The organism is Clostridium thermobutyricum DSM 4928 (assembly GCF_002050515.1).
Classification (GTDB): Bacteria; Bacillota; Clostridia; order Clostridiales; family Clostridiaceae; genus Clostridium; species Clostridium thermobutyricum.
Genome location: NZ_LTAY01000059.1, coordinates 183,778 through 209,030, shown reverse-complemented (window position 1 = coordinate 209,030; position 25,253 = coordinate 183,778). Strand labels below are relative to the sequence as shown.

Sequence of the window (25,253 nt, the reverse complement as noted above, 5' to 3'; positions counted from 1 at the left end):
CATCAGGGTTTCCCCCATTGTGCAATATTCCCCACTGCTGCCTCCCGTAGGAGTCTGGGCCGTGTCTCAGTCCCAATGTGGCCGATCACCCTCTCAGGTCGGCTACGCATCGTCGCCTTGGTGAGCCATTACCTCACCAACCAGCTAATGCGCCGCGGGTCCATCCTATAGCGGATTACTCCTTTAATCCATGTATCATGCGATACTAGGATATTATGAGGTATTAATCTCCCTTTCGGAAGGCTATCCCTCTCTATAGGGCAGGTTACCCACGTGTTACTCACCCGTCCGCCGCTAATCCATTTCCCGAAGAAAATTTCATCGCTCGACTTGCATGTGTTAGGCACGCCGCCAGCGTTCGTCCTGAGCCAGGATCAAACTCTCAATAAAAAGTTTAATCTTTCAGCTCTTAAAACTTACTTATAAAAGAATTGCTGGTTTAAGTTTGCTTATATATTATTCTGTTCAATTTTCAAAGATCTTAGCTGTCTTTCGACTGCTTTATTATAATATCACTTGAAATTTTCTTTGTCAATAACTTTTTTAAGTTATTTTGAAGAATTTCTTCAAGTTGTATGCCTCATTTCCTGAGGACGTGTATTATAGTAACATGATTATTCCTTTATATATCCCTATTATTTCTATATTAAATAAATTTATTCATATATATCTCTATTTATCTTTTATTTTCTTTTATTTTCTTATAATGATACGCCTGGAAAAGTTATCATTATTTTTTCTTTTTTAAAACTTTCTTTGTTAATATAGTTCATTTTTAGTATATAATATGTACATATATATTGTAATTTTTAGGAGGGTAAAATGAGAAAATTATTTATATTATCTTTATTTGCTTTAATGTCTATTTCTTTATTTGGGTGTAATAAAGATAATTCTGATGAAAAAAATATTACTTCATCATTAAATTCTACAGATACTATTGATTATTCTAAAGAAAAAAAAGAAATTTCAGATAAAAAAAACAATAAAAACTTTTCATTAACAGAAAATTCTGTTACTCCATCTCCATTTATTTTAAATGATTCTATTTTATATTTTCCAAATTGGGACAATAATAATAAAATTTCGCTTATAAATTTTTCAGATAAAAATTTTAAAATTACAAATAAATCCGTTGGAGAATTTTTCGAATACTCTACCAACTCTATGACTTTATTACATAATGAAATTTTTTTTGCTAATGGAAATGATAATTATAATTTTTCTAAAATTAATCTAGCAAATAAGCAAGTGACTAAAATAAATAATAAATCTGTTAGAGATATTTGCAATGATAATGTAAGAATATATTATGTAGATTATAAAACAAATGAACTATTCACTTATGATCCTATAGATAATATATCTAATAAAATAACCTCTAATAAAATCGGCAAATTTATAGTTAATGGAAACAACATATTATATCAAAATTCAGATGACAAATATAAACTTTATAGAGTTACTATAGATGGCTCATTAAATGAAAAACTACTTGATTATTCTGTTGAGAGTTTTGCAGTTTATGATGATAAATTATATTTTATAAATTCTTCTGATAACAACTATTTATATTATTTAGATCCTGAAACTATGGATACAAGAAGAGTTACTATTATATCTGCTAGAAATATATCAGTTTATAAAAATAAGCTTGTATTCATCGATATTAATGATTTTAATAAACTTAAAAGCATAAATATTGATTTAAATAAAAACAAATTTAATACAAGCACTATTATTAATGATAGTATAAATGATTTCTATATATCAGAAAAAGGAATATTCTATAGGAAAGGAATTGATGTTAATAGTTCTTGGTATTTAGTTACTCCTTAATCATTTAATTTTATTAGTTGATACTATTTAATTGATATAAAACTAAAGTTTTAATATTAATTCAAATTAATATTATAGTAAAAGTTAAGGAACTGTTATTTCTATAACAGTTCCTTATATATTTTAATTATTTACTTATTTCTACCATTTTTAATCTCTACTATAAACTTTGTATTATCTCTTTAAATTTGTTTCCTCTTACCGCGAAATTTGGGAACATGTCAAATGATGCACATGCTGGAGAAAGTGTAACTATATCTCCTTTTACAGCTATTTCTCTTGCTATATTTACTGCATCTTGTAAATCTTTAGCTTCTCTTATAGAAACTTTTATTCCTTTTTCCTTTTCTAACTTGTGGAAAGCATCTTTTATTTTTTCTTTAGTTGCTCCCATTACTATTAATTCTTTTATATATTTATATCCTTCTTCTGCTAATGGTGCAAATGGAATATGCTTGTCATATCCACCAGCTAATAATATAACCTTTGTATCAAATGCATGAAGTCCCGCAAGAGTTCTTGTTGGACTTGAAGCTATTGAATCATTATAATATTTAACTCCATCTATCTCTCTTACTAATTCACATCTATGTTCCACACCTGTAAATGTTTCTGCTACTTTTTTCATAGATTCTATACTTACATCATCTTTAGTAGCTAAGAATGCTGCTAAATAGTTTTCTACATTATGCATTCCTTTAAGAACTATATTATTTTTTTCTACTACTTCTTTTCCTTGTAAGTATAATTTTCCATCTTTATAGTATGCTCCATCTTCAATCACATTTTTTGAACTGAATTCTAGAACTTTTCCTTTTACTTCTGGTATAAATGAATGTGTTATTTCATTCTCTCTATTTAATATAACTACTCCATCTTCTTTTCCATATAAGAATATGTTTTTCTTAGCATCTATATACTCTTGCATATCTTTATGCATATCTAAATGATTTGGGGCTAAATTTGTACAAACAGCTACTTCTATTGGTAAATCCATAGTCATTAATTGGAAACTTGAAAGTTCTAATACTACCATATCCTCTTCCTTAACTTCTTCTATCTGAGAAAATAATGGTGTTCCTATGTTTCCTCCAACCCAAGTTTTATATCCTTGTTCTATTAAAAGTTTTGATATCATTGTAGTAGTTGTTGTTTTACCATCACTTCCTGTTACTGCAAATATCTTACCTTTACAATATCTTACGAACTCTTCCATTTCTGATGTTATGTATGCGCCTTCTTTAGCTACTCTAACTAATGCCTCACTATCTATTCTCATTGATGGTGTTTTAAATACAACATCAAATCCTGTTAATGAGTCTAGATAATTATCTCCTAATGATAATTTTACTCCTTTATTTCTAAAATCTTTTGCAACATCTCCTAATTGCTCTTCATTCTTTATATCAAAAGCAGTAACTTTTGCTTGTAATTCTACTAAAAAATTAATTAGCGGAATATTACTTACTCCAATTCCTACTACTCCTACTTTTTTATTTTTTATAAATTGTTTAAACTCATTAAAATCTTTTTTCATGTTAAATCCTCCATAATTACTACTTTTAACATTAATAATATGAACTATTTTTAATTTTGTCCCATTTATTTCTAATTATAACACTATATTTTTTTATTTTCAGTATTTTAAATTTAGTATATATTTAATTTAAAACTATTTTAAAATTGCCATATTTAAAATATATAAATTTTTCTATATTTTAAATATAGCAGCCTATAACATATAGGCTGCTAGTTAATTAAAACTCTAAGCTTTTTTCTATATAAGCTGATAAGTCTTCTATTTTTATTCTTTCTTGTTTCATTGTATCTCTATCTCTAACTGTAACTGCTCCATCATTTTCAGTATCAAAATCTACAGTTATACAGAATGGAGTACCAATTTCATCTTGTCTTCTATATCTCTTACCTATGCTTCCTGCTTCATCATATTCAATATTGAACTTCTTAGCTAAATCAGCATATACTTCTAATGCTTTTTCTGAAAGCTTTTTAGATAGTGGTAATATAGCTGCTTTATATGGTGCTAAAGCAGGGTGTAAATGCATAACTACTCTTGAATCTTTTTTATCTTCAGTTGATAAATCTTCCTCATCATATGCATCTACTAAGAATGCTAATGCAACTCTGTCTGCTCCTAATGATGGTTCTATACAATATGGTATATATTTTTCATTAGTTGTTGGATCTAAGTAGCTTAAATCTTGACCTGAATGTTCTGCATGCTTTTTAAGGTCATAATCAGTTCTATCTGCTATTCCCCAAAGCTCTCCCCAACCAAATGGGAATAAGTATTCTATATCTGATGTTGCATTTGAATAGAATGATAATTCTTCTTCACCATGATCTCTTAATCTTAAGTTTTCTTCAGTAACACCTAAGTTAAGTAAGAATTTCCAACAATAATTTCTCCAGTAATCAAACCATTCTAAATCTGTTCCTGGTTTACAGAAGAATTCTAATTCCATTTGTTCAAATTCTCTTGTTCTAAATGTGAAGTTTCCTGGTGTTATTTCATTTCTGAATGATTTACCTATTTGAGCTATACCAAATGGAACTTTCTTTCTAGTACTTCTTTGAACTGATTTAAAGTTTACGAATATACCTTGAGCTGTTTCTGGTCTTAAGTATATTTCATTTTTAGCATCTTCAGTTACTCCTTGGAATGTTTTAAACATAAGATTGAATTGTCTTATATCTGTATAATTCATTTTTCCACATTTAGGACAAACTATATTGTGCTCTTCAATATATGCTTTTAGTTGTTCATTTGACATTCCATCAGCTGAAGCTACTTCTACTCCACTTTCTGTCATATGATCTTCAACTAATTTATCTGCTCTAAATCTTGATTTACAATCCTTACAATCCATTAATGGATCTGAGAATCCACCTAAGTGTCCTGATGCAACCCAAACTTCTTTATTCATTAATATTGCACAGTCTACTCCTACATTATATGGACTTTCTTGAACGAATTTTTTCCACCAAGCTTTTTTAACATTATTTTTGAATTCAACTCCTAAAGGACCGTAATCCCATGAGTTTGCAAGTCCACCATATATATCAGAACCTGGGAATATGAATCCTCTGCTCTTACATAGTGCAACTATTTTATCCATAGTCTTTTCTACTGCCATTTTAATTCCTCCATTACTTCTATATATTTAAAATATAATTTTTTACAATAAAAAAAGCCTTAAGCACTTAAAGGGACGAAATTTTCTATTCCGCGGTTCCACCCTTCTTGGCTAAAGCCCAACTTTAATTAAATATACTAAAAAGCTCCCTTCACTTTAATTTATTGATAATTTTCACCAACCACTATCTCTCTAAAAATAATTTTAAAGCTACTCTTCTTTTATCATCGTATATATTGAATTATATATTAATTTTACCAAAAGACTTTTATATGTCAATATGTATTTATCTATTCTTGTATAGAGTGTTTGTACTTACTGTATAATATTATAATATAACATATCATTACTAAGGAGAAATTATTATGAAATATATATTAGATACAAAAGAAATTAAAGATGGGTTTCTTGTATATGATAATTACAATAATAAATGTTTTACTATAGAAAAAACTCATCTTCTATTTTCAGATACTATAAAACTTAAAAATATTAATGGAAGTATCTTATTTAAATTAAAAAAACATAAAGTTAACCATCATGAAATCTTCGAAATTTTTCGATCAAATGAATCTTATGGTTACATTAATGAAACTTTAATTTCTTCTACGAAATCAAAATTTAATTTAATATATAATTTAGGAGAAATTACAGCTAATGGTGAATTTTCATCCCCTGACTATCTTATTTTAAAAAATAATGATTTTGTAATTGGAAAAGTTTATTCTGAAAATAATTCTATAATTGTTGAAAGTGATAAATTTAAAGAATTATCTCTAATTCTAATATTAATCTTTATTATTTATATTAAATATAGCAATTAAAATATTTTAAATAAAAAAAGATAGCACTCGCTATCTTTTATTCATATGATATTCTTTCTAAATCTATAAATTAATCAATTAATTTATTGCTATTTATTTCAAATTTAACTCCAGATATTTTTTTAGTTTATTAAAATATTAAATTCATAATATAAATTATAATTACACTTCCCATAGCTACCTGAATTAGATTCTTACCTTTATAGGCTAAACATATCCCCACTATAGTCCCTATAATTGAAAATAAAATATTTTCAGTACTATAAAATACTGCTGGAAATGTCATAGATCCTAAAACACAATATGGCATGTAATATAACACAGACTTTATATAATTAGATTCTATTTGTTTATTTATAATAAGTGGAATAACTCTAGGTATATATGTTACTACAGCTAATATTATTAACGAAATTATTAAATACATATTTATTCCTCCTTTATAGGTTTTAATTTTGCCATAATTAAAGCCCCAATTAAGGAACATATTATTATTGAAAAACCACTTGATATTTTATTCAAATAAGGAAAATAGAATATTATAAAGCTAAATACTATTGATATTAATATTCCTAATGCTATATTTTTATCTTTTTTACCTGCTGGTATTATTATAGCTAAAAACATACCATATAAAGCTATGCCTAAAGCATCTTGTAGATTAGCTGGCATAAATCCTGTACTTATTGCTCCTATAAAAGTTCCTAAAGCCCAACCCAAATAAGGTATTAATATAAGTCCAAACATAAATTTATAATTTATTTTACCTTCTTCTACAGAAGCTAAAGTATATGTTTCATCTGTTATTCCAAATGCTATTATCATTCTTTTTATAAGAGATGTTTTTTCTAGTTTTTGTGAGATTGCAAATGACATTAGTGCATACCTTATATTTATAATAAATATAGTTAATGCTAATTCTATATATATTGCATTATTTAAAATCAAATCCACTCCTGCAAATTGACCTGCTGATGTCAAATTAGTCATTGATATTAAAACTGCTGTAGAAACATCTAATCCACCTCTTGCAGCTATCATACCAAAAGTTATTGATACAGATAGATATCCAAGTCCAATAGGTATTCCTTTTTTTATTCCCTCTCTAAAATAACTCTCTACTTTTAAATTTTCTACCCCTTCCATTTCTTCTCCCTTTATATTGATTATAATTATATTTTAGCATTCATTTTTTATTTTACAAATATTTACTTATTTATTTTACGCATTAAAAAAAGTAGTGATCCCTCACTACTTAAAATTCAAATGGCTCCGCGAAGAGGACTCGAACCTCCAGCCTATCGGTTAACAGCCGAGTGCTCCACCATTGAGCTATCGCGGAATATTATTTGTTTAATTTGTAATAATTGAATTAAAGATGGCTCCGCGAAGAGGACTCGAACCTCCAGCCTATCGGTTAACAGCCGAGTGCTCCACCATTGAGCTATCGCGGAATATTATCTTTATTTAATTTGTACTAAATGAATTAAAAATGGCTCCGCGAAGAGGACTCGAACCTCCAGCCTATCGGTTAACAGCCGAGTGCTCCACCATTGAGCTATCGCGGAATATTTAGTACACTAATTATTATATAGAATTATTTATAAATTGCAAGTACTTTTTTAAATTTTTTATATATAATTTTGTAAACATCTATGAAACAAGCTATTTTCTTACCTTTTTTAATAAAATTATGAAAATTAATCCTATTTATTCTTTAATATAAATAAAAAAGAGTATTCTTAAAGAATACTCTTTTATATTCAAATTATTTATTTATTGGTTTCATAGTTGGGAATAGGATAACATCTCTAATTGATGATGAACCAGTTAAGAACATTATCATTCTATCTATACCAATTCCAAGTCCACCTGTTGGAGGCATTCCTGTTTCTAAAGCGCTCATGAATTCTTCATCCATCATGTAAGCTTCATCATCTCCATATTCTCTTTCTTTAGCTTGTTGTTCAAATCTTTGTCTTTGAACTATTGGATCATTAAGTTCTGAATATGCATTACAAACTTCTCTACCAAATATAAATCCTTCGAATCTTTCTGTGAAAGCTTCATTTCCTCTCTTCTTCTTAGTTAGAGGTGAAATTTCAACTGGATAATCAATTAAGAAAGTTGGTTGAATTAAGTTTGATTCACCATATTCTTCAAATAACATATTAAGAACTTCCCCTTTAGTTACTTTATCAAGTGCTTTAGGGAATTCTAAATTCTTTTCTTTTGCTATAGCTTGTGCTTCTTCATCACTAGCTATTGTATTAAAGTCAATTCCAGCATATTCTTTAACAGCATCAACCATAGTTAATCTTCTCCATGGAGGTGTTAAATCTATTTCTGTTCCTTCGTACATTATTTTAGTAGTACCATTTACTTTTTCACAAACATATGCAATCATGTTTTCTGTAATTTCCATCATATCATTATAATCTGAATATGCTTCATATAACTCAATTGAAGTAAATTCTGGGTTATGTCTTATTGAAACACCTTCATTTCTGAAGTTTTTACCCATTTCATAAACTTTTTCAAATCCTGCAACTATTAATCTTTTTAAGTATAACTCTGGTGCAATTCTTAAATACATATCTATATCAAAAGTATTGTGATGAGTTATAAATGGTCTAGCAGCAGCTCCACCAGCTATTGTTGCTAATATTGGAGTATCTACTTCTAAGAATCCTCTATTATCTAAGTATTCTCTAATTGCTTTTATTATTTTAGTTCTCTTTAAGAATGTATCTTTAACTTCTGGGTTAGTTATTATATCTACTTCTCTTTGTCTATATCTTAAATCTGGATCTTTTAATCCATGGAATTTTTCAGGTAATGGTTTTAATGCTTTACAAGTTAATAAAATACTTGATGCTTTTATTGAAACTTCTCCAGTTTTAGTTTTGAAAACTTCTCCTGTTACAGCTACAAAATCTCCTAAATCATATGTTTTGTATGCCTTTAATGTTTCTTCTCCTACTAAATCAACTTTGATGAATAATTGAATTTTTCCATCTCTATCATGAATATCTGAGAATACAACTTTACCTTGCCCTCTTTTAGACATGATTCTTCCAGCTACTGTTACTGTTTTTCCTTCTAACTCTTCAAAATTATCAACTACTTCTTTTGATGTATGTGTTCTTTCTACTTTATATACATCAAATGGATCTTTTCCTTGATTTTGAAGTTCTACTAATTTTTCTCTTCTTAAAGCCTCTTGTTCACTATATTGAGCCTCTAATTCTTGTGTATTCATTTCATCCTCTAACATTTACATTACCTCCACACTATGATCTTTTTATTTCTAATATTTCAAACTTACTTACGCCGTCTGGAATAGCGATTTCAACAATCTCCCCAACTTTTTTTCCTAAAAGTCCAGCACCTACTGGTGATTCATTTGATATTTTAAACTCCATTGGATCTGCTTCTGCTGAACCTACTATTGTATATTCAACTTCTTCGTCAAAATCAAAATCTTTAACTTTAACTCTTGATCCCACTGAAACTATATCTGATGGGATTTCTGCCTCATCAACTACTTCAGCGTTTTTAAGCATGTTTTCTAATTGAATTATTCTTCCTTCTGTAAAAGCTTGATCGTTCTTAGCTTCATCATATTCTGAGTTTTCACTTAAATCTCCATATCCTAAAGCAACCTTAATTTTTTCAGTTATCTCTTTTCTTTTTACAGTTTTTAAGTATTCTAGCTCAGCCTCTAGCTTCTGAACACCCTCATAAGTCATTATAAATTTTTTTTCACTCATATTTAACTCCCCTTCAATCATCATGGTAATTTATTCAAAATATATTATTAATTTCATTTATCATTTAGTTATTTTTTTAATAATGCGTTTAGGACATTATAAAGCAGCCTTTATAATATGTCAATTAAATGACTATGTTTCACTAATAGTATATTACTTATTATATATCCAGTTTTTATATAATAATACCCTTAAAAACAAAATCCACTATATTTTAAATAGAATTTTTCATTTTATTTTGAATAACAATTATTTTTAATTTATTTTCTATTGATAGTTTTAAGTTCTTCTTTATATTCTCTAAGTCTTTTTATTACTTCTTTACTGTCATCTAATCTATTTATTTCGTTTCTTATATCAGTGCATTTAGCTAATCCTTTTATGTACCAAGAAGCATGTTTTCTCATTTCTCTAACAGCTTTCTTTTCTCCATCATATTTTAAAGCTAGCTCATAATGTCTTATACACATATCTATTTTTTCTTCTGGTGTAACTTCTGGTACTTCTTCACCTTTTAAAGCTTTTTCGATTTGCTTAAAAATCCAAGGATTTCCCATACTTCCTCTTGCAATAAGTATTCCATCACAATTAGTTTGTTCTTTCATTTTTATAGCATCCTCAGGTGTAAATACATCACCATTTCCTATTACAGGTATGGAAACACTCTCTTTAACCTGTCTTATTATATCCCAATCTGCTACTCCTTCATACATTTGTTTTTTTGTTCTTCCATGTATTGCTATAGCATCAGCTCCTGCTTCTTCCATAAGCTTGGCAAATTGAACTGCATTTATATGTTCATCATCAAAACCTTTTCTAAACTTAACAGTAACAGGCTTTGTTGAAACAGCTTTAACCTTTCTAACTATTTCCGCAGCTAAAAAAGGTTTAAGCATTAATGCTGAACCATCCCCATTTTTTACTATTTTAGGCGCAGGACATCCCATATTTATATCTATTATACAAATTTCATCAATTTTATTTAAATGTTCCTCAACTACCTTTGCCATTATATCTGGATCGCTTCCAAATATTTGTACTGCAACTGGCTTTTCTTCATCTGCAATTCTTAAAAGAGCTTTCGTATTTTCACTTCCGTAATATAACGCCTTTGCACTTACCATTTCAGTACATACTAATCCACAACCTTGCTCTTTGCAAAGCCCTCTAAAAGATATGTCTGTAACTCCAGCCATAGGTGCTAAAAATACATTATTTTCAAACTCTATATTTCCTATTTTCATTTTATTTTACTCCTTGTTCTTATTGTATATTATCCTTAAGCCCTCTAGAGTTAAATCGCCATTTACTATATCTATTACATCTGTTTCTTTAGCTATAAGATTTGCTAATCCACCTGTAGCTATAACAATTGGATCTGCCTTACACTTACGCTTCATTTCTTCTTTCATTTTTTTAACTATATATTCAACCTGCCCAATATATCCAAATAAAATACCTGCTTGCATACTTTTGATAGTATTTTTACAAATAACAGTCTCAGGAATTTCAAGCTCTATTCTTGGTAACTTTGCTGCTCTTTCAAAAAGTGCATCTGCTGATATTTTTATTCCTGGAACTATGCACCCTCCTAAGTAATCTCCTTTTTCTGTTATTCCACAGAAAGTAGTTGCTGTACCAAAATCTATTACAATATTTGGTTTTTTATATATTTCAAAAGCTGCTACAGCATTTACTATTCTATCTGCACCAACTTCCTTAGGGTTGTCATATTTAATATTAATTCCTGTCTTTATTCCAGGTCCTACAATAATAGGTTCCTTATTAAAGCACTTTTTTATCATATTTTCTAGAGAATGCATAATATTAGGCACTACAGATGAAACTATAATTCCTTCAACTTTTTTCATATCTAATCCAAATTGATTGAAAAGCTGAGAAACTTGTATTCCATACTCATCTGATGTCTTTTTAGAATCAGTTGAAATTCTCCATCCAGCTATATATTTATCTTTATCATGTATTCCCAAAACAATATTTGTATTCCCTACATCCACAAGCAAAATCATAAAAGCACCACCTTAATATAATTAAAAGCAGCTTTTTTAGCTGCTTTTATTTGGATAAAATCACTTGTTTTTAACAATATTAATTTTAACAATTCCATACCATTTGTCAAGGCTTTAACATCCTAAAATAAGCCTACTATATTCCCATTTTCTAATATATCCATCTTATTTGCAGCTGGTACTTTAGGTAGTCCTGGCATAGTCATAACATTTCCTGTTAAAACCACTATAAACCCCGCTCCATTAGAAACTTTTACCTCTTTTACTTTTATATTGAAATCAGAAGGTTTTCCTAATAAATTTGGATTATCTGATAAAGAATACTGTGTTTTTGCCATGCATATTGGAAGTTTATCTAAATTAAATTTTTCAAGTTCATTTATTTGTTTTAACGCAACTTGATCATAATCTACACCATTAGCTCCATATATTTCTTTAGCTATTTTTAATATTTTTTGTTTTATACTATCTTTTTCACTATATAAAACTTTAAAGTTTGATTTTTCATTTTCTAAAACTTCTATAACTTCGTTAGCAAGGTCTATTCCACCTTCTCCACCTTTTGCCCATACATCTGAAAGAGCTACTTTAACATTATTTTTTTCACAGAAATCTTTTATAAATGCTATTTCTTCCTCACTATCAGAAATAAATTTATTTATTGCCACTACAACAGGAACTCCAAATTTCTTTATATTTTCAATTTGTTTTTCTAAATTTGAAATCCCTTTTGATAAAGTTTCAACATTTGGAATATTTAATTCATCTTTTGAAGATCCACCATGATGTTTTAAAGCTCTTATAGTTGCAACTATAACAACACAATCTGGATTTAAATTTCCATATCTACATTTTATATTTAAAAATTTTTCTGCTCCTAAATCTGCTCCAAACCCTGCTTCTGTTACAACAATGTCACTAAGTTTAAGCGCCATTTTAGTTCCTAAAATAGAATTGCATCCATGAGCAATATTAGCAAAAGGCCCTCCATGAATAATAGCTGGAGTATTTTCTAAAGTTTGAACTAGATTTGGCATTATAGCATCTTTCATTAGCATTGCCATAGCACCAACTACTCCAATTTCTTTAGCATAAGCTGGGTCTCCATTTAACTTATACCCAATAACTATATTTCCGATTCTTTCTTTTAAATCTTCTAAACTATTTGCTAAACAAAGAATAGCCATAATTTCTGATGCAACAGTTATCATAAACCCATCTTCTCTTAAAAATCCATTTATTTTTCCACCCATTCCAACAACTACTTGTCTAAGAGCTCTATCATTCATATCAATAACTCTTTTAAACGTAATTCGTCTAGAGTCTAATCCAAGCGCATTTCCTTGATGTATATGATTATCTATAGCCGCACATAAAAGATTATTCGCTGCTGTTATAGCGTGCATATCCCCAGTAAAATGTAAATTTATATCCTCCATAGGCACAACTTGTGCATAACCTCCACCTGCTGCTCCTCCTTTTATTCCAAATACAGGTCCTAATGAAGGCTCTCTTAAAGCAATAATTGCTTTTTTTCCTAATTTACATAAAGCTTGCCCTAATCCTACAGTAACTGTTGACTTACCTTCTCCTGCAGGAGTTGGATTAATTGCAGTAACTAATATTAATTTACCATCTTTTTTATCTTTATTTTTTTCTAAAACATCTAAAGATATTTTACATTTATTTTTCCCATACATCTCTATATCATCTTCAGATAATCCTATTTTCTCTGCGATTTTTAATATATGTTCCATTTTAGCTCCTTGAGCTATTTGAATATCACTCTTCATTTCAAACCCCTCTTTTCTTTTTATTGTTCACCTTTTCATTTAATTTCATTACTTTTAACTTATTATATCATCTAATTTTTTCATTTCAAACCTATTTTTTCGAATATTATTTGTAATTTTTACGTAATAATTCGTATTTATGATAAAAATACCCTTAAGCATAAGCTTAAGGGTTAATATTACATGGCTTCACTATAAATTCTTTCAAATTCTTCACCATCAATTTTTTCTTTTTCTAGTAAAGCCTTTGCAACTGCATGAAGTCTATCTATATTTTCTTTAAGAATTTTTTCAGCTCTCATATAAGCTTCATCAACTAATAGCTTAACTTCTCTATCAATTTCAGCACCTATTTCTTCTGAGAAATTTCTATTCTTTCCTAAATCTCTTCCTAAGAAAACTTCATTTTGATCTGAACCATATGAAATTGCTCCAAGTTTTTCGCTCATTCCATATTCCATAACCATTGCTCTAGCTATAGCACTTGTTCTATCAATATCATTTTTAGCTCCAGTACTTATATCTCCTAAAATTAAAGCTTCTGCAACTCTTCCACCTAAAAGTCCTACCATATCATCTTTAAGTCTTAATTTAGAAGTATATGATCTATCTTCTTCTGGTAAGTGCATTGTATATCCACCAGCCATTCCTCTAGGAATTATACTAATTTCATGTACTGGATCAGAAAATTCTAAAGTTCTCATAACAACTGCATGACCTGCTTCATGATAAGCTGTAAGATTTCTATCTTTCTCACTTATAACTCTGCTTTTCTTTTCTGGCCCTGCCATAACCTTAGTTATTGCTTCTTCTAAGTTATTCATTGTTATTTCTTTTCTACCTTCTCTTACTGCTAAAAGTGCAGCTTCATTAGTTAAATTCTCTAAATCTGCTCCAGCAAATCCAGGTGTTCTTTTTGCAAGAACATCTAATCTTACATCTTCAGCTAAAGGTTTTTTTCTAGTATGAACTTTTAATATTTCTTCTCTACCTTTAACATCTGGAGCACCAACTAATATTTGTCTATCAAATCTTCCAGGTCTTAAAAGTGCTGGATCAAGAATATCTCTTCTATTAGTAGCTGCTATCATGATTATTCCTTCATTTTCTCCAAAACCATCCATTTCAACTAAAAGTTGATTTAAAGTTTGTTCTCTTTCATCATGGCCTCCACCAAGTCCAGCTCCTCTTTGTCTTCCAACTGCATCTATTTCATCAATAAATACTATACAAGGAGCATTTTTCTTAGCCTCAGAAAAAAGATCTCTTACTCTTGAGGCTCCAACCCCAACAAACATTTCTACGAAATCTGAACCAGAAATACTGAAGAAAGGAACACCAGCTTCTCCTGCAATAGCTTTAGCTAAAAGAGTTTTACCTGTTCCCGGAGGTCCTACTAAAAGTACCCCTTTTGGTATCCTTGCTCCCATTTGATTATAAACTTCAGGATCCTTTAAGAAATCTACTATTTCTGCAAGTTCTTGCTTTTCTTCATCAGCTCCTGCAACCTCTTTAAATGTTACAGTTTTAGAATCTGGTGAAGCTATTTTAGCTCTACTTTTTCCGAAGTTCATAACACCTCGGCCTCCACCGCCACTATTATTTCCATGAGATTGCTGTGTCAATACAAATAACACTATTAAGAATAAAACAACCATTACTATACTTGGTATTATTGCAAGCCAAGCACCAGTATTTGAAGGTGGTTCAAATTCTACTTTTACATTTGATTTTTGTGATTTAGTCATTAAATTTGAAAGCATTTCTTGTGGAGCATATGTTATAAATTTTTTATCATCTGTTTGAACACCATCTATTGTCATTCCATCATCATGAACATATAAGCTCTTTATACCATTATCATTCCACATCTGCTGGAATTGACTGTACGGAACTAATTGCGGTTTATTGCCGGTTTCCCATACTAATACAGCGGCAGCTACTATAACTATTATAAGCACTGCCCAAACTGCTGCACTTGAATATTTTTTCATTCAAGCTCCTCCCTTCTCAGTATTTTTTATTTTTAAATCTGGTTTTCTATAAAAACAATGATACAAATATATACTCAATTATTACTTTGAATATACTTTCTCGTCTAGTATTCCTACAAAAGGTAAATTTCTATATTTTTCTGCATAATCAATTCCATATCCAACTATAAATTCATTTGGAACTTCAAATCCAATATAATCTACTTCCACTTCAGCAGTTCTTCTTTCAGGCTTATCTAATAATGTTATAATTTTTACACTATTCGCTCCTCTTCCATTTAAATATCTTTTTAGATATGAAAGAGTATTGCCTGTATCAACTATATCTTCTACTATTAAAACATCTTTTCCCTCTATTCCATTATCTAAATCCTTTAATATTCTAACTACTCCTGATGATTCTGTTGAATTTCCATAACTTGATACTGCCATAAAATCAATTTCACATGGGATTTTTATATTCTTTATTAAATCTGATGTAAAAAGTACTGAACCTTTTAATACTCCAACAACTAATAAGTCTTTATCTTCATAATCTTTAGTAATTTTTTCACCTAGTTCTTTACATTTTAATTGTAAATCTTCCTCTGTAAATAAAACTTTTTTAATTTCATCTCTCATCATAATTACGATACCTTCCTTTTGTAAATTATTTTTAATATATTCTCAGTTTCATTTGTAACTTTATATATATTAGATAATTTAACATCTAATACCCATGCTATATTATCATCAAAAACTATAAGCGGAATTTCATCTCTAACTTCTTTTGGAATTTTCATATCTATGAAAATATCCTTAAGCTTTTTATTGCCTTTCATCCCCAACGGAGTTATTTTATCCCCATTTTTCCTGTTCCTTATGATAACATACTTTTTAATTTTATCATAATCAAAATATTTAATTAAGTCATTATTGGTAATTTTTAAATTTTTTTGTGATTTTACAATTTCAAATTTAATTTCATAATTATTAAAATCAATTGAATTTCCATCTAAATCTTCTTTTAAAATAGTCACTTCTTCTGATTTTTTTATATCTATTTTTTCCTTTTTCTTTTTTATTTCTATTTCACCATAAACATTTTCTGCATATATTCCATTAGGTAAATCTATTTTTTTGTTTGTCCCAATATAAGCTAAGTTTATTACTTCTTCTATATGTTTATGCTCAAAATCATATGTGCTTTTTGAAACTTCTGTTAGAGCCTTTCTAATGACTCTATTTATTATAGCTTTATTTTCCTTAAATAAATTCTTATTTATTTTTATTTCATCATTTTCTTTATGGCAATATTCTTTAAATTTTTCTTTTGAAAAATCATTTATGAATTTGTTATCCTCCCACAATATATTGCTCATTCTATTAATTGCCATAACAACATCTTTATTAAAATTTTCTTTCATATATGGAAGTATATCTAATCTTATTTTATTTCTTGTGTATATATTCTCTAAATTTGTTTTATCAATTCTAGGATTAAGATTAAAATCTTCACAATACTTCTCAACTTCCCATCTTTCCATACACAATATAGGTCTTATATATATTTCATCTCTTATTAAAGGAATTCCACATAACCCTTCTAATCCAGTTCCTCTCATCATTCTCATTAAAATAGTTTCTGCTTGATCATTTGCATTGTGTGCAGTAGCGATCTTATTATATCCATATTTTTTACTAACTTCATTAAATAAAGCATATCTTACATCTCTACCACCAGTTTCTGTAGAAACACCTTTTTCCTTTGAATATGCCTCTATATCAACTCTCTTACTATAAAAATCAACATCTAATTTATTACACATTTCTTTAGCAAACTTTTCATCTTCGTTAGCAGCTTCTCCTCTTAGCATATGATTAAGATGAGCTGCACCTATTTTTAAGTTATATTCATCTCTTATACTACATAAAAGATTTAACATACAAACAGAATCAGGTCCACCTGACAAAGCTACCAAAATATGATCTCCATTTTTTATCAAAGAATTATCTTCTATGTATTTTATAAATTTTTTTTTCATATTATTCACTTCCTATTAAGCATTTATAATATATATAATACCTTATTACAACTTTATCTGCACAATATTTTTAAATAACTAAACGAATCAAAATTTATATTTTTTAAAATAAATAAAGTTATTCCGCTTTCAATAGACACTTTAAAAATAAATACCTTTATTTTATATCTATTCTATTAAAACGAAATAACTTTACAATCCTATATTGCCTAATATAAAGCTTGTACTTTTGATACAATAACCGTCATATCATCTTTTATAGAACCATTATTAAGTTTTTTAGATTCCTCTATTATATCTATAGCTAAATCTTTAGGATTACTTCCAGCTTTAATTAAATAATTTTCTAACCACTCACTATCTCCTATTTTACTTTTATCAACATCTAATACTCCATCACTTAAAGTAATAATAACATCTCCATTTTTTATTCTCTTATCAATTGAATCTACTTCTATTTTATCTACCAATCCAAAAGGTGGCATATTAGATGAAATTTTTATAATTTCCTTTCCTCTTTTTATGAAACTTGTTGTTGCTCCAACTTTAATAAATGATATTTTTCCACTATATAAATCTATTGTATTCATATCCAATGTAGAGAATTTTTCATCTTCATCAAATTTCATTGTCATTATTGAATTTACAGTATTTAAAGCTGTATCAATACCAAAACCACAATTAATAAATTTCTCCACTAAATCAACAGTCATCTTACTCTCTTTAGATGCTTCTGGTCCTGATCCCATTCCATCACTTAATATAGTTAAATATTTTCCATTTGCTACATTCCCAAAATTATAAGTATCTCCAGTATAATCTTCTCCTTCTTTTACACGCATACCTACATATGAACTTACAGTATATTTTGGCATTTCTCTAACTGTTACAGTACAATCTTTATTATTCGGATTTATACTACATCCATCCTTTCCTATCATCATAGGTCTCTTAACTAATGAATTTACTACTGGTAATACACTTTTTGAACAATATCTACATCCAGAACAATTTGACATATTAACTTTTACTTTCATTTTTCCATCTTTATCTGTAAAGCAAAATACATCTTTGTATTGTACTGAATTTTTATTTAACTCCCTTCTTATTGTTTTTTCTAAATCTGTACACATACTTATATCTTTTTTAAAATCATATAATATTCTTCCCACATTATCAGCCATAGTCTTCATATGTTCTGCAATAATTTTTCTACCTTCCTCTAATTTTTCTCTATTTATAGCTTCTGCATTCATACTTAAAACTAATTTATCTACCTCTCCTAAAAGCTCATATTTTCTCATACATTTCTTTTCAAGTTCCGCTGGGAAAACTGAATAATTCTCCTCCTTACCTCTTATTATTTTTTCAAAACAACTATAAGTTTGATTAAATTGAGTATTCCAACAATTATTACACATTTTACAATCTGAACATATTCTATCTGCTAAATTATTTACTAAAGCTGTACTTCTATCTTTATATAATAACACCTCATTAGTTGATAGATTTGCAACTGATTCTGATACATTATTTAAAACTTCTCCTAACCCCTCTATTCTCTCTGAAAATTCAGTTTTTATTTGGTTCATGTGTAATTCAATTAAATCTTCATTTTTAGATTCTGTACTCATCTCCGTTTCTATACAATTTAATATTCTATTTGGTATTAATAAAAATCCAGCACCTCCAATTAAAATTTCTACTATTCCATTATCTATACTTCCTTTTGAATATAATGAAAGAATTATATATATTGTAATCGCTGATAATAAAGAAAAAATTTTTCCTGTTTCTTTAAACAAACCTGCTACTAACCCTAAGACTGAATAGAATCCCACACATTCAACTATTGCTCCATTAGATATCCCAAGAATAAGTCCCATTGCAATACCTATAGCACTTCCATTTGCAGCTCCTCCTACATAAGCTATTGATATAATAAATAAAATTGAAAATATCTCTCTTAAATGTATATTGAATATTGATAAATCACCTATTCCTCCTATCATTAAACAAAATACTATTCCTATACTAATCAACTCTTCAATATTAAAATAATAATTAGTATTATAATTTTCAAAACAATCTAACCCATATCTAATTACAAAATATATTGGTATTACTATTCCTGTATATATAATTGATACAAATAAACTCGCACTTAAATCATATTTATTTATTAAAACTGAATTTATAATTTGAACTAAAAAATATATACTTAAAACGCTCTTTATCCCTATATATTTATTTCTTTTATTTAACACATAGAATATCATTAAAGTTATTAGAGTAGTTATTATGTAAATAGCTGAGTTCCCTAATTCTTGCCCAATAGTTATATATCCAAGTATTGCTCCAAGAGAGCAAAATAACACTTTACTTTCATTTTTAGTTCTTAACATAGAAATTAAAAAAGCTAGTCCAAATGGTGCCATGCCAACAATATCTTCCTTATTTATATAAATCACTACTCTACTCAAAAGAAAAACAGCTAAAAAGGTTCCAAACAATTTTAATGGTTCTATCTTCTCTACTGCTAATTCTCTACTATTAAATTTTCCTCTTTCCTTTAATAACCCTTTACTAATTTTATATTGCATAAATTATCTCCTTTCCATTTTTTGTAAGATAATTATATCAACTATAAAATTAATTTCTTGTCATTATATGCCTTATTTTTATAAAATCGATTGACATTATTCATTACATTTCACTTATTTATACAATATTATTTCATAAATTTCTTTACACATTTATCTATATATATTCAATAAAATTCATCAAAATAGCACTATTACTTTATTTAACTGTATTTCTCTAATTTTGTAGACCATTGTAAAAATAAAGAGTTTATTAGAAAAAACTTTTTTCATAATAAACTCTACTTTGTGCATATACTATATGTTTATATTTTTTAACATTGATTTTTATAAGAATACTTCTAAACATTTGAATAATATTTAATATCTAAATTACTTTTTGAATGTTAAATTAAAAATGAATAAAAAAATAGATCTAAGAAATCTTAGATCTATCTTGGTGCCGAAGACCGGAATCGAACCGGTACGGTGTTTAACCACCGCAGGATTTTAAGTCCTGTGCGTCTGCCAGTTCCGCCACTTCGGCTTGACAGTGGTAGCGGAAATAGGACTTGAACCTACGACCCTTCGGGTATGAACCGAATGCTCTAGCCAGCTGAGCTATTCCGCCACATAATGGTTGCGGGGGCAGGACTTGAACCTACGACCTTCGGGTTATGAGCCCGACGAGCTACCAACTGCTCCACCCCGCGATATTGAATTTTCTGTCATTTTAAAAAAACTTGGTGCCGAAGACCGGAATCGAACCGGTACGGTGTTTAACCACCGCAGGATTTTAAGTCCTGTGCGTCTGCCAGTTCCGCCACTTCGGCAAGACAACAAGTTTAAATGGTAGCGGAAATAGGACTTGAACCTACGACCCTTCGGGTATGAACCGAATGCTCTAGCCAGCTGAGCTATTCCGCCATGTAATGGTTGCGGGGGCAGGACTTGAACCTACGACCTTCGGGTTATGAGCCCGACGAGCTACCAACTGCTCCACCCCGCGATATTAAATTATCTATCAAGCAAAAAAATTTTGGTGCCGAAGACCGGAATCGAACCGGTACGGTGTTTAACCACCGCAGGATTTTAAGTCCTGTGCGTCTGCCAGTTCCGCCACTTCGGCTTAAAATTTGTTTTGTCCCTGACGACAAGGTTTATTATATAGTATGTATATATTTATGTCAACGCTTTTTTTGAATTTTTTTTATTTAATATATATTTTTTTATTTAATTTAATAAAAAGCCTTTAATCATGCTGATTAAAGACTTTTCTAATTCAATAGATTTATATAAATTCATTTCTTCAAATTAACTAATTAATAGTTCTTTTTACTGTTCTTTCCTCTGAATTCTTGGTGTTTTTTAACATCAATCATTCTTTCTTCGCTATCTTTTAGAAACTTAGAAAGTTTATCTTCGAAGTTTCCTGATACCTTTTTCTTTTCTGATGTCCAATCGAAGTCTGCAGGTTTAGTAGATTTTTTTGGTTTTGGTGTTCCCTGTTTTATAGATAAGCTTATTTTTCCATTATCTTCAATTGAAATAACTTTAACCTTAACCTTATCTCCCTCTTTTAAATGTTCTTTTATATCTTTTACAAAAGAATCTGCTACTTCAGAAATATGGACTAAACCAGTACTTCCACCTTCTACCTCTACAAACGCTCCGAAATTTGTGATGTTTACCACTTTACCTTCTAATATGTTTCCTGCCGCTAAGCTCATCTTTAAAAGATTCCTCCTTAATTTTAAATAAATATATATGCTATTAAATAATAATAACCTAATTTTTTGAATTTGAGTCACCTTTTTTGTCTTTTATTACTTCTTCACCTGGTTTAACCATGTCAAGTCTTTCTCTAGCTAAGGTCTCAATATATTCATCTGTATTTGCAATTTTTATTTTTTCCTCTAGTATTTTATTCTTATCTTTCAACTGCTGTAATTCAGTTTTTTTAGTGGATATATCTTTCTTTATATCATTCAAAGCTATCTCTTGCTTTACAAACCCAATAAGAAAAATTCCACTTAATAGTAAGAATATTAGATTTTTACCCTTTAACACCTTTCTCATCTATAGTACCCCATTTTTAATTCTCATATTTCCATTTTAAACATTAGTACATGTTTATTCAAGCCTTTTTTAGTATATTTATTCTTTATGTGTTGTTTTATAATATATAAATCTTATTGGATATGTTGCATTTTTATAGCTTATTCTCAATATTTTTCCTATAGAGCTCAATATAAATACTTCAAATGAATAAATAAATCTGCTAAGAAGCTTTAAGTATATTATTAATCCTACACATATAAATAGATATACATATGGTCCCATAAACGCATAATTATTGTAAAGTAAAAATGCAAACACTATTACGGCACTTAGTGTCCAAAATAATATGTCCTCTATTACTATAACTATTTTAAAAGTGTCTTTTCCGCGAATTATTCTATAAACATCAAATAAACTTCCTACAATAACACCAGCTAAAAGGCTATAAATAACTATATCTAACTGTACTCCCGTATTTAGAGGCATTACTCCACCCTCTTTCTACGTATAAGTCGAATTAAGCTTCTCTTCTTTTTGTCTTTTTTGTTATTGTATATAAGACTTGTTATATATCCATCTACAATAACATCTCCATTCTTTACATCAAGCTTATTCATTTTTAGGTTTTGTCCTTTTATGTTTAACTTCCCTAAAACTGTATTTAATATTATTTTCTCATCATTAAAGCTTAAAACCTCATTAACTCCTGTTAATAACATCTTTCTTCGGTTTTCTAATGATATACTTGAAACTTTTGTTTGAATAGGATTTTTTGTCTTATCCATATTTTTTTCTCCTTTATAGAGTATTTCTCTTTATGAATATATGACAAATTATTTTACTATATTCTTTATTCTAAAATTAATTCTATACATTTTTTATAAATACTATTCAATTATTCTATACATTTCTTTTGCATCATCTTTTCTAACATGTTCTGCTATATTTATTATTTCAGCTTTTAAACTTCTATTTGCAAAAGTTATCTCTATTACATCTCCTTCTTTAACAGTTGTTGATGATTTAGCTATTTTTCCATTTATAGTTACTCTTTCACTTTCACAAGCTTCTTTAGCTACTGTTCTTCTTTTTATTAACCTTGAAACTTTTAAATATTTATCTAATCTCATATTTTTTCTCCTTTTCTAAGTAGTAAAAAAACCCGAGTTACCTCGGGCTTTAAATTAAGTATTATATTTCAATTACTTATTGTTTACTTTTTCTTTAAATTCTTTACCAGCTTTGAATACTGGAACTGTTGAAGCAGCGATTTTTATAGTTTCTTTAGTTCTTGGGTTTCTTCCTTCTCTAGCTGCTCTTTCTCTAGTTTCGAAAGTACCGAATCCAACTAATTGAACTCTTTCACCATTTTCTAATGCTTCTTCAACGCTTTCAATGAATGCTTTTAATGCTAATTCTGCATCTTTTTTAGTTAATTTAGACTTTTCAGCCATACTAGTGATTAATTCTGCTTTATTCACAATTACATCCTCCTTAAATAACAAGCTATTTATTTATAGTACTTGTTAACTCTTAATTATGTACTATACTTACTTACCCTATTATATTATTACTTTTTTAACTAGTCTACACCGATTAATTAAATTATTCAATACTTTTGTAAAAAATTTAAATAATACAACTAGATTTACAGTATAGTTTTCAACAAAGTATTATATTCTCCACAAATTCTGAAATTCCTTCTATAGAGTGCTATTTTCTAATTTTTTCGCCTCTTCCCAAAGTTCATCCATTTCTTTTAATGTCATTTCATTTAGATTTTTACCTTTTTTTATAGAATTTTCTTCTATATATTTAAATCTTCTTATAAATTTCTTAATTGATAAATTAATAGCTTCTTCTTCATTTACGTTTAAAAATCTACTTACATTAACGCATGCGAAGAATAAATCTCCTATCTCTTCTTTTATTTTATCCTCTTCTCCAGTTTTATATACATCTAAAACTTCGTTTAACTCTTCTTTCACTTTATTCGAAGCCTCTTCCACTTGATTTTCTGTCCAATCAAATCCTACTCTACTAGCTTTCTTTTGAACTTTATGAGCTTTTATTAGTCCTGGAAGTGAATTTGCAATTGCCTCTAACTCTTCAGTTATTGTACTGAATCCTTTTTCAGTTTTCTTTAATTCATCCCAATTTTCTACTACTTCTTCTGCCCCAGAAACTTTCTCACTTTTAAATACATGAGGATGTCTATACATCATCTTTTCACATATTCCATTTATTATGTCTCCAAAATCAAAATAGCAGTCTTCTTTTCCTATTGCAGCATGGAAAATTACGTGTAATAATACATCCCCAAGCTCCTCAATTAATGCATTATCATCTTCTTTATCTATTGCATCAGCAACTTCATAGCTTTCTTCAATTATTGCATTTCTAAGACTCTCATGAGTTTGCTCTGCATCCCAAGGACATCCTCCTTCACCTCTTAATACATCTACTATTTGAATTAAATCATAAATATCTTTTTTATTATTTATGTCTTTTGGAATATAAATTGAAGTTAGATAATCTATATCTTCTTGCATATCAAGCTCATATAAAGGTATAGTTCTTATGCTTTCTACACCTTTTACACCTGCAGCTCTTACATAAATTATTTCTGTTTCATCTTTATAAGATTCTAATAATTTTAATTTAACTTCTGAAGCTATAAAAGGATTATAAACTTGAGTTATTATTGTTCCAATTCTCTTGTCTAATATCTGATTTTGTATATCAAAAGCATCTATTACCTTTAATCCTTCAATTGGATCTATTTCTAATCTATCCATCATAGCATCTATAAAACTTACAGCTGGAAGTATTTCATATTCTATGTTGTTTTCATCACAAAGTCTCATAAGATTAGAAACAGATTTTTCTGCAACTAAAGGATGCCCAGGAACTGCGTATACTATATCGCTCTCAAGTTCTTTTTCTTTTATTATTAAATCTTTTGCAATATTCATATAAACATCATCAAAACTATCATACTTGTTATAGTATTCATCATATGTTTCGAACTTTATATCCTTTTCCTTTATAAAATCAACAGTTGGGTGAATTTCTGTTCTAAAAAATATATTATCACTGTTTTCTAAAAGCATTAAAGCTCCTACTGTAAGTGCTTCTGGTGCTCCCGGACCTAATCCTATTATCTTAATCATAT

The 25,253-nt window shown here is 28.6% G+C and carries 22 protein-coding genes, 10 tRNA genes, 1 rRNA gene and 1 other annotated feature; of the genes, 2 read left to right on the top strand and 31 right to left on the bottom strand.

Features of this window, described 5'->3' with window-relative positions; genetic code table 11:
- Positions 1-390: ribosomal RNA gene (locus tag CLTHE_RS11815) — 16S ribosomal RNA — on the bottom strand; the annotation flags it as partial.
- Between the two features lie 432 nt (positions 391-822).
- Here CLTHE_RS11815 and CLTHE_RS11810 point away from each other — a divergent pair.
- Positions 823-1,839, top strand: a complete 1,017-nt coding sequence (locus CLTHE_RS11810) for a DUF5050 domain-containing protein (protein ID WP_080023602.1) — start codon at positions 823-825, stop codon at positions 1,837-1,839.
- 160 nt (positions 1,840-1,999) lie between these two features.
- Here CLTHE_RS11810 and murD read toward each other — a convergent pair whose 3' ends face one another.
- Both murD and CLTHE_RS11800 read right to left on the bottom strand, forming a co-directional pair.
- Entirely contained in the window at positions 2,000-3,376 is a 1,377-nt protein-coding gene (gene murD, locus CLTHE_RS11805) for a UDP-N-acetylmuramoyl-L-alanine--D-glutamate ligase (protein WP_080023601.1), read from the bottom strand.
- A gap of 220 nt (positions 3,377-3,596) precedes the next feature.
- A complete protein-coding gene (locus CLTHE_RS11800) occupies positions 3,597-4,997 on the bottom strand; it encodes a glycine--tRNA ligase (protein WP_002598957.1) in 1,401 nt (466 codons plus the stop codon).
- Between the two features lie 68 nt (positions 4,998-5,065).
- Positions 5,066-5,234, bottom strand: a binding site (T-box leader).
- Between the two features lie 128 nt (positions 5,235-5,362).
- Here CLTHE_RS11800 and CLTHE_RS11795 point away from each other — a divergent pair.
- Complete coding sequence (locus tag CLTHE_RS11795) at positions 5,363-5,821, top strand: LURP-one-related family protein (protein WP_080023600.1); 459 nt, start codon at positions 5,363-5,365, stop codon at positions 5,819-5,821.
- A 130-nt stretch (positions 5,822-5,951) separates the two neighbouring features.
- Here CLTHE_RS11795 and CLTHE_RS11790 read toward each other — a convergent pair whose 3' ends face one another.
- The 28 genes from CLTHE_RS11790 to yabN form a co-directional block, all read right to left on the bottom strand.
- Entirely contained in the window at positions 5,952-6,248 is a 297-nt protein-coding gene (locus CLTHE_RS11790; RefSeq protein ID WP_080023599.1) for an AzlD domain-containing protein, read from the bottom strand.
- Positions 6,249-6,250: 2 nt separating this feature from the next.
- Entirely contained in the window at positions 6,251-6,967 is a 717-nt protein-coding gene (locus CLTHE_RS11785) for an AzlC family ABC transporter permease (protein WP_080023598.1), read from the bottom strand.
- Positions 6,968-7,088: 121 nt separating this feature from the next.
- Positions 7,089-7,163 (bottom strand) — tRNA-Asn (locus CLTHE_RS11780).
- A gap of 37 nt (positions 7,164-7,200) precedes the next feature.
- Positions 7,201-7,275: transfer RNA gene (locus tag CLTHE_RS11775), tRNA-Asn, on the bottom strand.
- A gap of 39 nt (positions 7,276-7,314) precedes the next feature.
- Positions 7,315-7,389, bottom strand: a tRNA-Asn gene (locus tag CLTHE_RS11770).
- A gap of 200 nt (positions 7,390-7,589) precedes the next feature.
- A complete protein-coding gene (gene lysS, locus CLTHE_RS11765; RefSeq protein WP_080023597.1) occupies positions 7,590-9,098 on the bottom strand; it encodes a lysine--tRNA ligase in 1,509 nt (502 codons plus the stop codon).
- A 16-nt stretch (positions 9,099-9,114) separates the two neighbouring features.
- A complete protein-coding gene (gene greA, locus CLTHE_RS11760) occupies positions 9,115-9,594 on the bottom strand; it encodes a transcription elongation factor GreA (protein WP_080023596.1) in 480 nt (159 codons plus the stop codon).
- A 260-nt stretch (positions 9,595-9,854) separates the two neighbouring features.
- The gene (dusB, locus tag CLTHE_RS11755; RefSeq protein ID WP_002598963.1) at positions 9,855-10,838 is read right to left on the bottom strand and encodes a tRNA dihydrouridine synthase DusB; all 984 of its coding nucleotides are present in this window, start codon (positions 10,836-10,838) and stop codon (positions 9,855-9,857) included.
- A gap of 6 nt (positions 10,839-10,844) precedes the next feature.
- Positions 10,845-11,624, bottom strand: coding sequence for a type III pantothenate kinase (locus CLTHE_RS11750; RefSeq protein WP_080023595.1), 780 nt, complete (start codon positions 11,622-11,624; stop codon positions 10,845-10,847).
- A gap of 122 nt (positions 11,625-11,746) precedes the next feature.
- Entirely contained in the window at positions 11,747-13,417 is a 1,671-nt protein-coding gene (locus tag CLTHE_RS11745) for a formate--tetrahydrofolate ligase (RefSeq protein WP_080023594.1), read from the bottom strand.
- 179 nt (positions 13,418-13,596) lie between these two features.
- Positions 13,597-15,411 carry an ATP-dependent zinc metalloprotease FtsH gene (gene ftsH / locus CLTHE_RS11740; protein ID WP_080023593.1) on the bottom strand — a complete coding sequence of 605 codons (1,815 nt, stop codon included), beginning with the start codon at positions 15,409-15,411 and terminating at the stop codon, positions 13,597-13,599.
- Positions 15,412-15,492: 81 nt separating this feature from the next.
- Positions 15,493-16,032, bottom strand: coding sequence for a hypoxanthine phosphoribosyltransferase (gene hpt, locus CLTHE_RS11735; RefSeq protein ID WP_080023607.1), 540 nt, complete (start codon positions 16,030-16,032; stop codon positions 15,493-15,495).
- Positions 16,033-16,037: 5 nt separating this feature from the next.
- Positions 16,038-17,435, bottom strand: a complete 1,398-nt coding sequence (gene tilS / locus CLTHE_RS11730) for a tRNA lysidine(34) synthetase TilS (protein ID WP_080023592.1) — start codon at positions 17,433-17,435, stop codon at positions 16,038-16,040.
- 209 nt (positions 17,436-17,644) lie between these two features.
- Positions 17,645-20,038 (bottom strand): stage II sporulation protein E, encoded by a 2,394-nt coding sequence (gene spoIIE, locus CLTHE_RS11725; RefSeq protein WP_080023591.1) that lies wholly within the window; start codon positions 20,036-20,038, stop codon positions 17,645-17,647.
- Between the two features lie 437 nt (positions 20,039-20,475).
- Positions 20,476-20,564: transfer RNA gene (locus CLTHE_RS11720), tRNA-Leu, on the bottom strand.
- A 7-nt stretch (positions 20,565-20,571) separates the two neighbouring features.
- A tRNA-Met gene (locus CLTHE_RS11715) sits at positions 20,572-20,648 on the bottom strand.
- A 6-nt stretch (positions 20,649-20,654) separates the two neighbouring features.
- Positions 20,655-20,730, bottom strand: a tRNA-Met gene (locus CLTHE_RS11710).
- 31 nt (positions 20,731-20,761) lie between these two features.
- Positions 20,762-20,850 (bottom strand) — tRNA-Leu (locus CLTHE_RS11705).
- Between the two features lie 17 nt (positions 20,851-20,867).
- Positions 20,868-20,944, bottom strand: a tRNA-Met gene (locus CLTHE_RS11700).
- Positions 20,945-20,950: 6 nt separating this feature from the next.
- Positions 20,951-21,026: transfer RNA gene (locus CLTHE_RS11695), tRNA-Met, on the bottom strand.
- A gap of 31 nt (positions 21,027-21,057) precedes the next feature.
- Positions 21,058-21,146, bottom strand: a tRNA-Leu gene (locus CLTHE_RS11690).
- Between the two features lie 193 nt (positions 21,147-21,339).
- A complete protein-coding gene (locus CLTHE_RS11685) occupies positions 21,340-21,747 on the bottom strand; it encodes a S1 domain-containing RNA-binding protein (RefSeq protein ID WP_002598970.1) in 408 nt (135 codons plus the stop codon).
- A 58-nt stretch (positions 21,748-21,805) separates the two neighbouring features.
- Positions 21,806-22,096 carry an FtsB family cell division protein gene (locus tag CLTHE_RS11680; protein WP_080023590.1) on the bottom strand — a complete coding sequence of 97 codons (291 nt, stop codon included), beginning with the start codon at positions 22,094-22,096 and terminating at the stop codon, positions 21,806-21,808.
- Positions 22,097-22,174: 78 nt separating this feature from the next.
- Positions 22,175-22,564, bottom strand: coding sequence for a spore cortex biosynthesis protein YabQ (gene yabQ / locus CLTHE_RS11675; protein ID WP_002598972.1), 390 nt, complete (start codon positions 22,562-22,564; stop codon positions 22,175-22,177).
- Entirely contained in the window at positions 22,564-22,863 is a 300-nt protein-coding gene (gene yabP / locus CLTHE_RS11670) for a sporulation protein YabP (RefSeq protein ID WP_002598973.1), read from the bottom strand. Before yabP ends, yabQ begins: the two co-directional genes overlap by 1 nt.
- A gap of 102 nt (positions 22,864-22,965) precedes the next feature.
- Positions 22,966-23,208, bottom strand: a complete 243-nt coding sequence (locus CLTHE_RS11665; protein WP_002598974.1) for an RNA-binding S4 domain-containing protein — start codon at positions 23,206-23,208, stop codon at positions 22,966-22,968.
- Positions 23,209-23,280: 72 nt separating this feature from the next.
- Positions 23,281-23,559 (bottom strand): HU family DNA-binding protein, encoded by a 279-nt coding sequence (locus CLTHE_RS11660; RefSeq protein WP_002598975.1) that lies wholly within the window; start codon positions 23,557-23,559, stop codon positions 23,281-23,283.
- A gap of 222 nt (positions 23,560-23,781) precedes the next feature.
- Positions 23,782-25,251, bottom strand: a complete 1,470-nt coding sequence (yabN, locus tag CLTHE_RS11655; RefSeq protein WP_080023589.1) for a bifunctional methyltransferase/pyrophosphohydrolase YabN — start codon at positions 25,249-25,251, stop codon at positions 23,782-23,784.
- Positions 25,252-25,253: the final 2 nt, after the last annotated feature.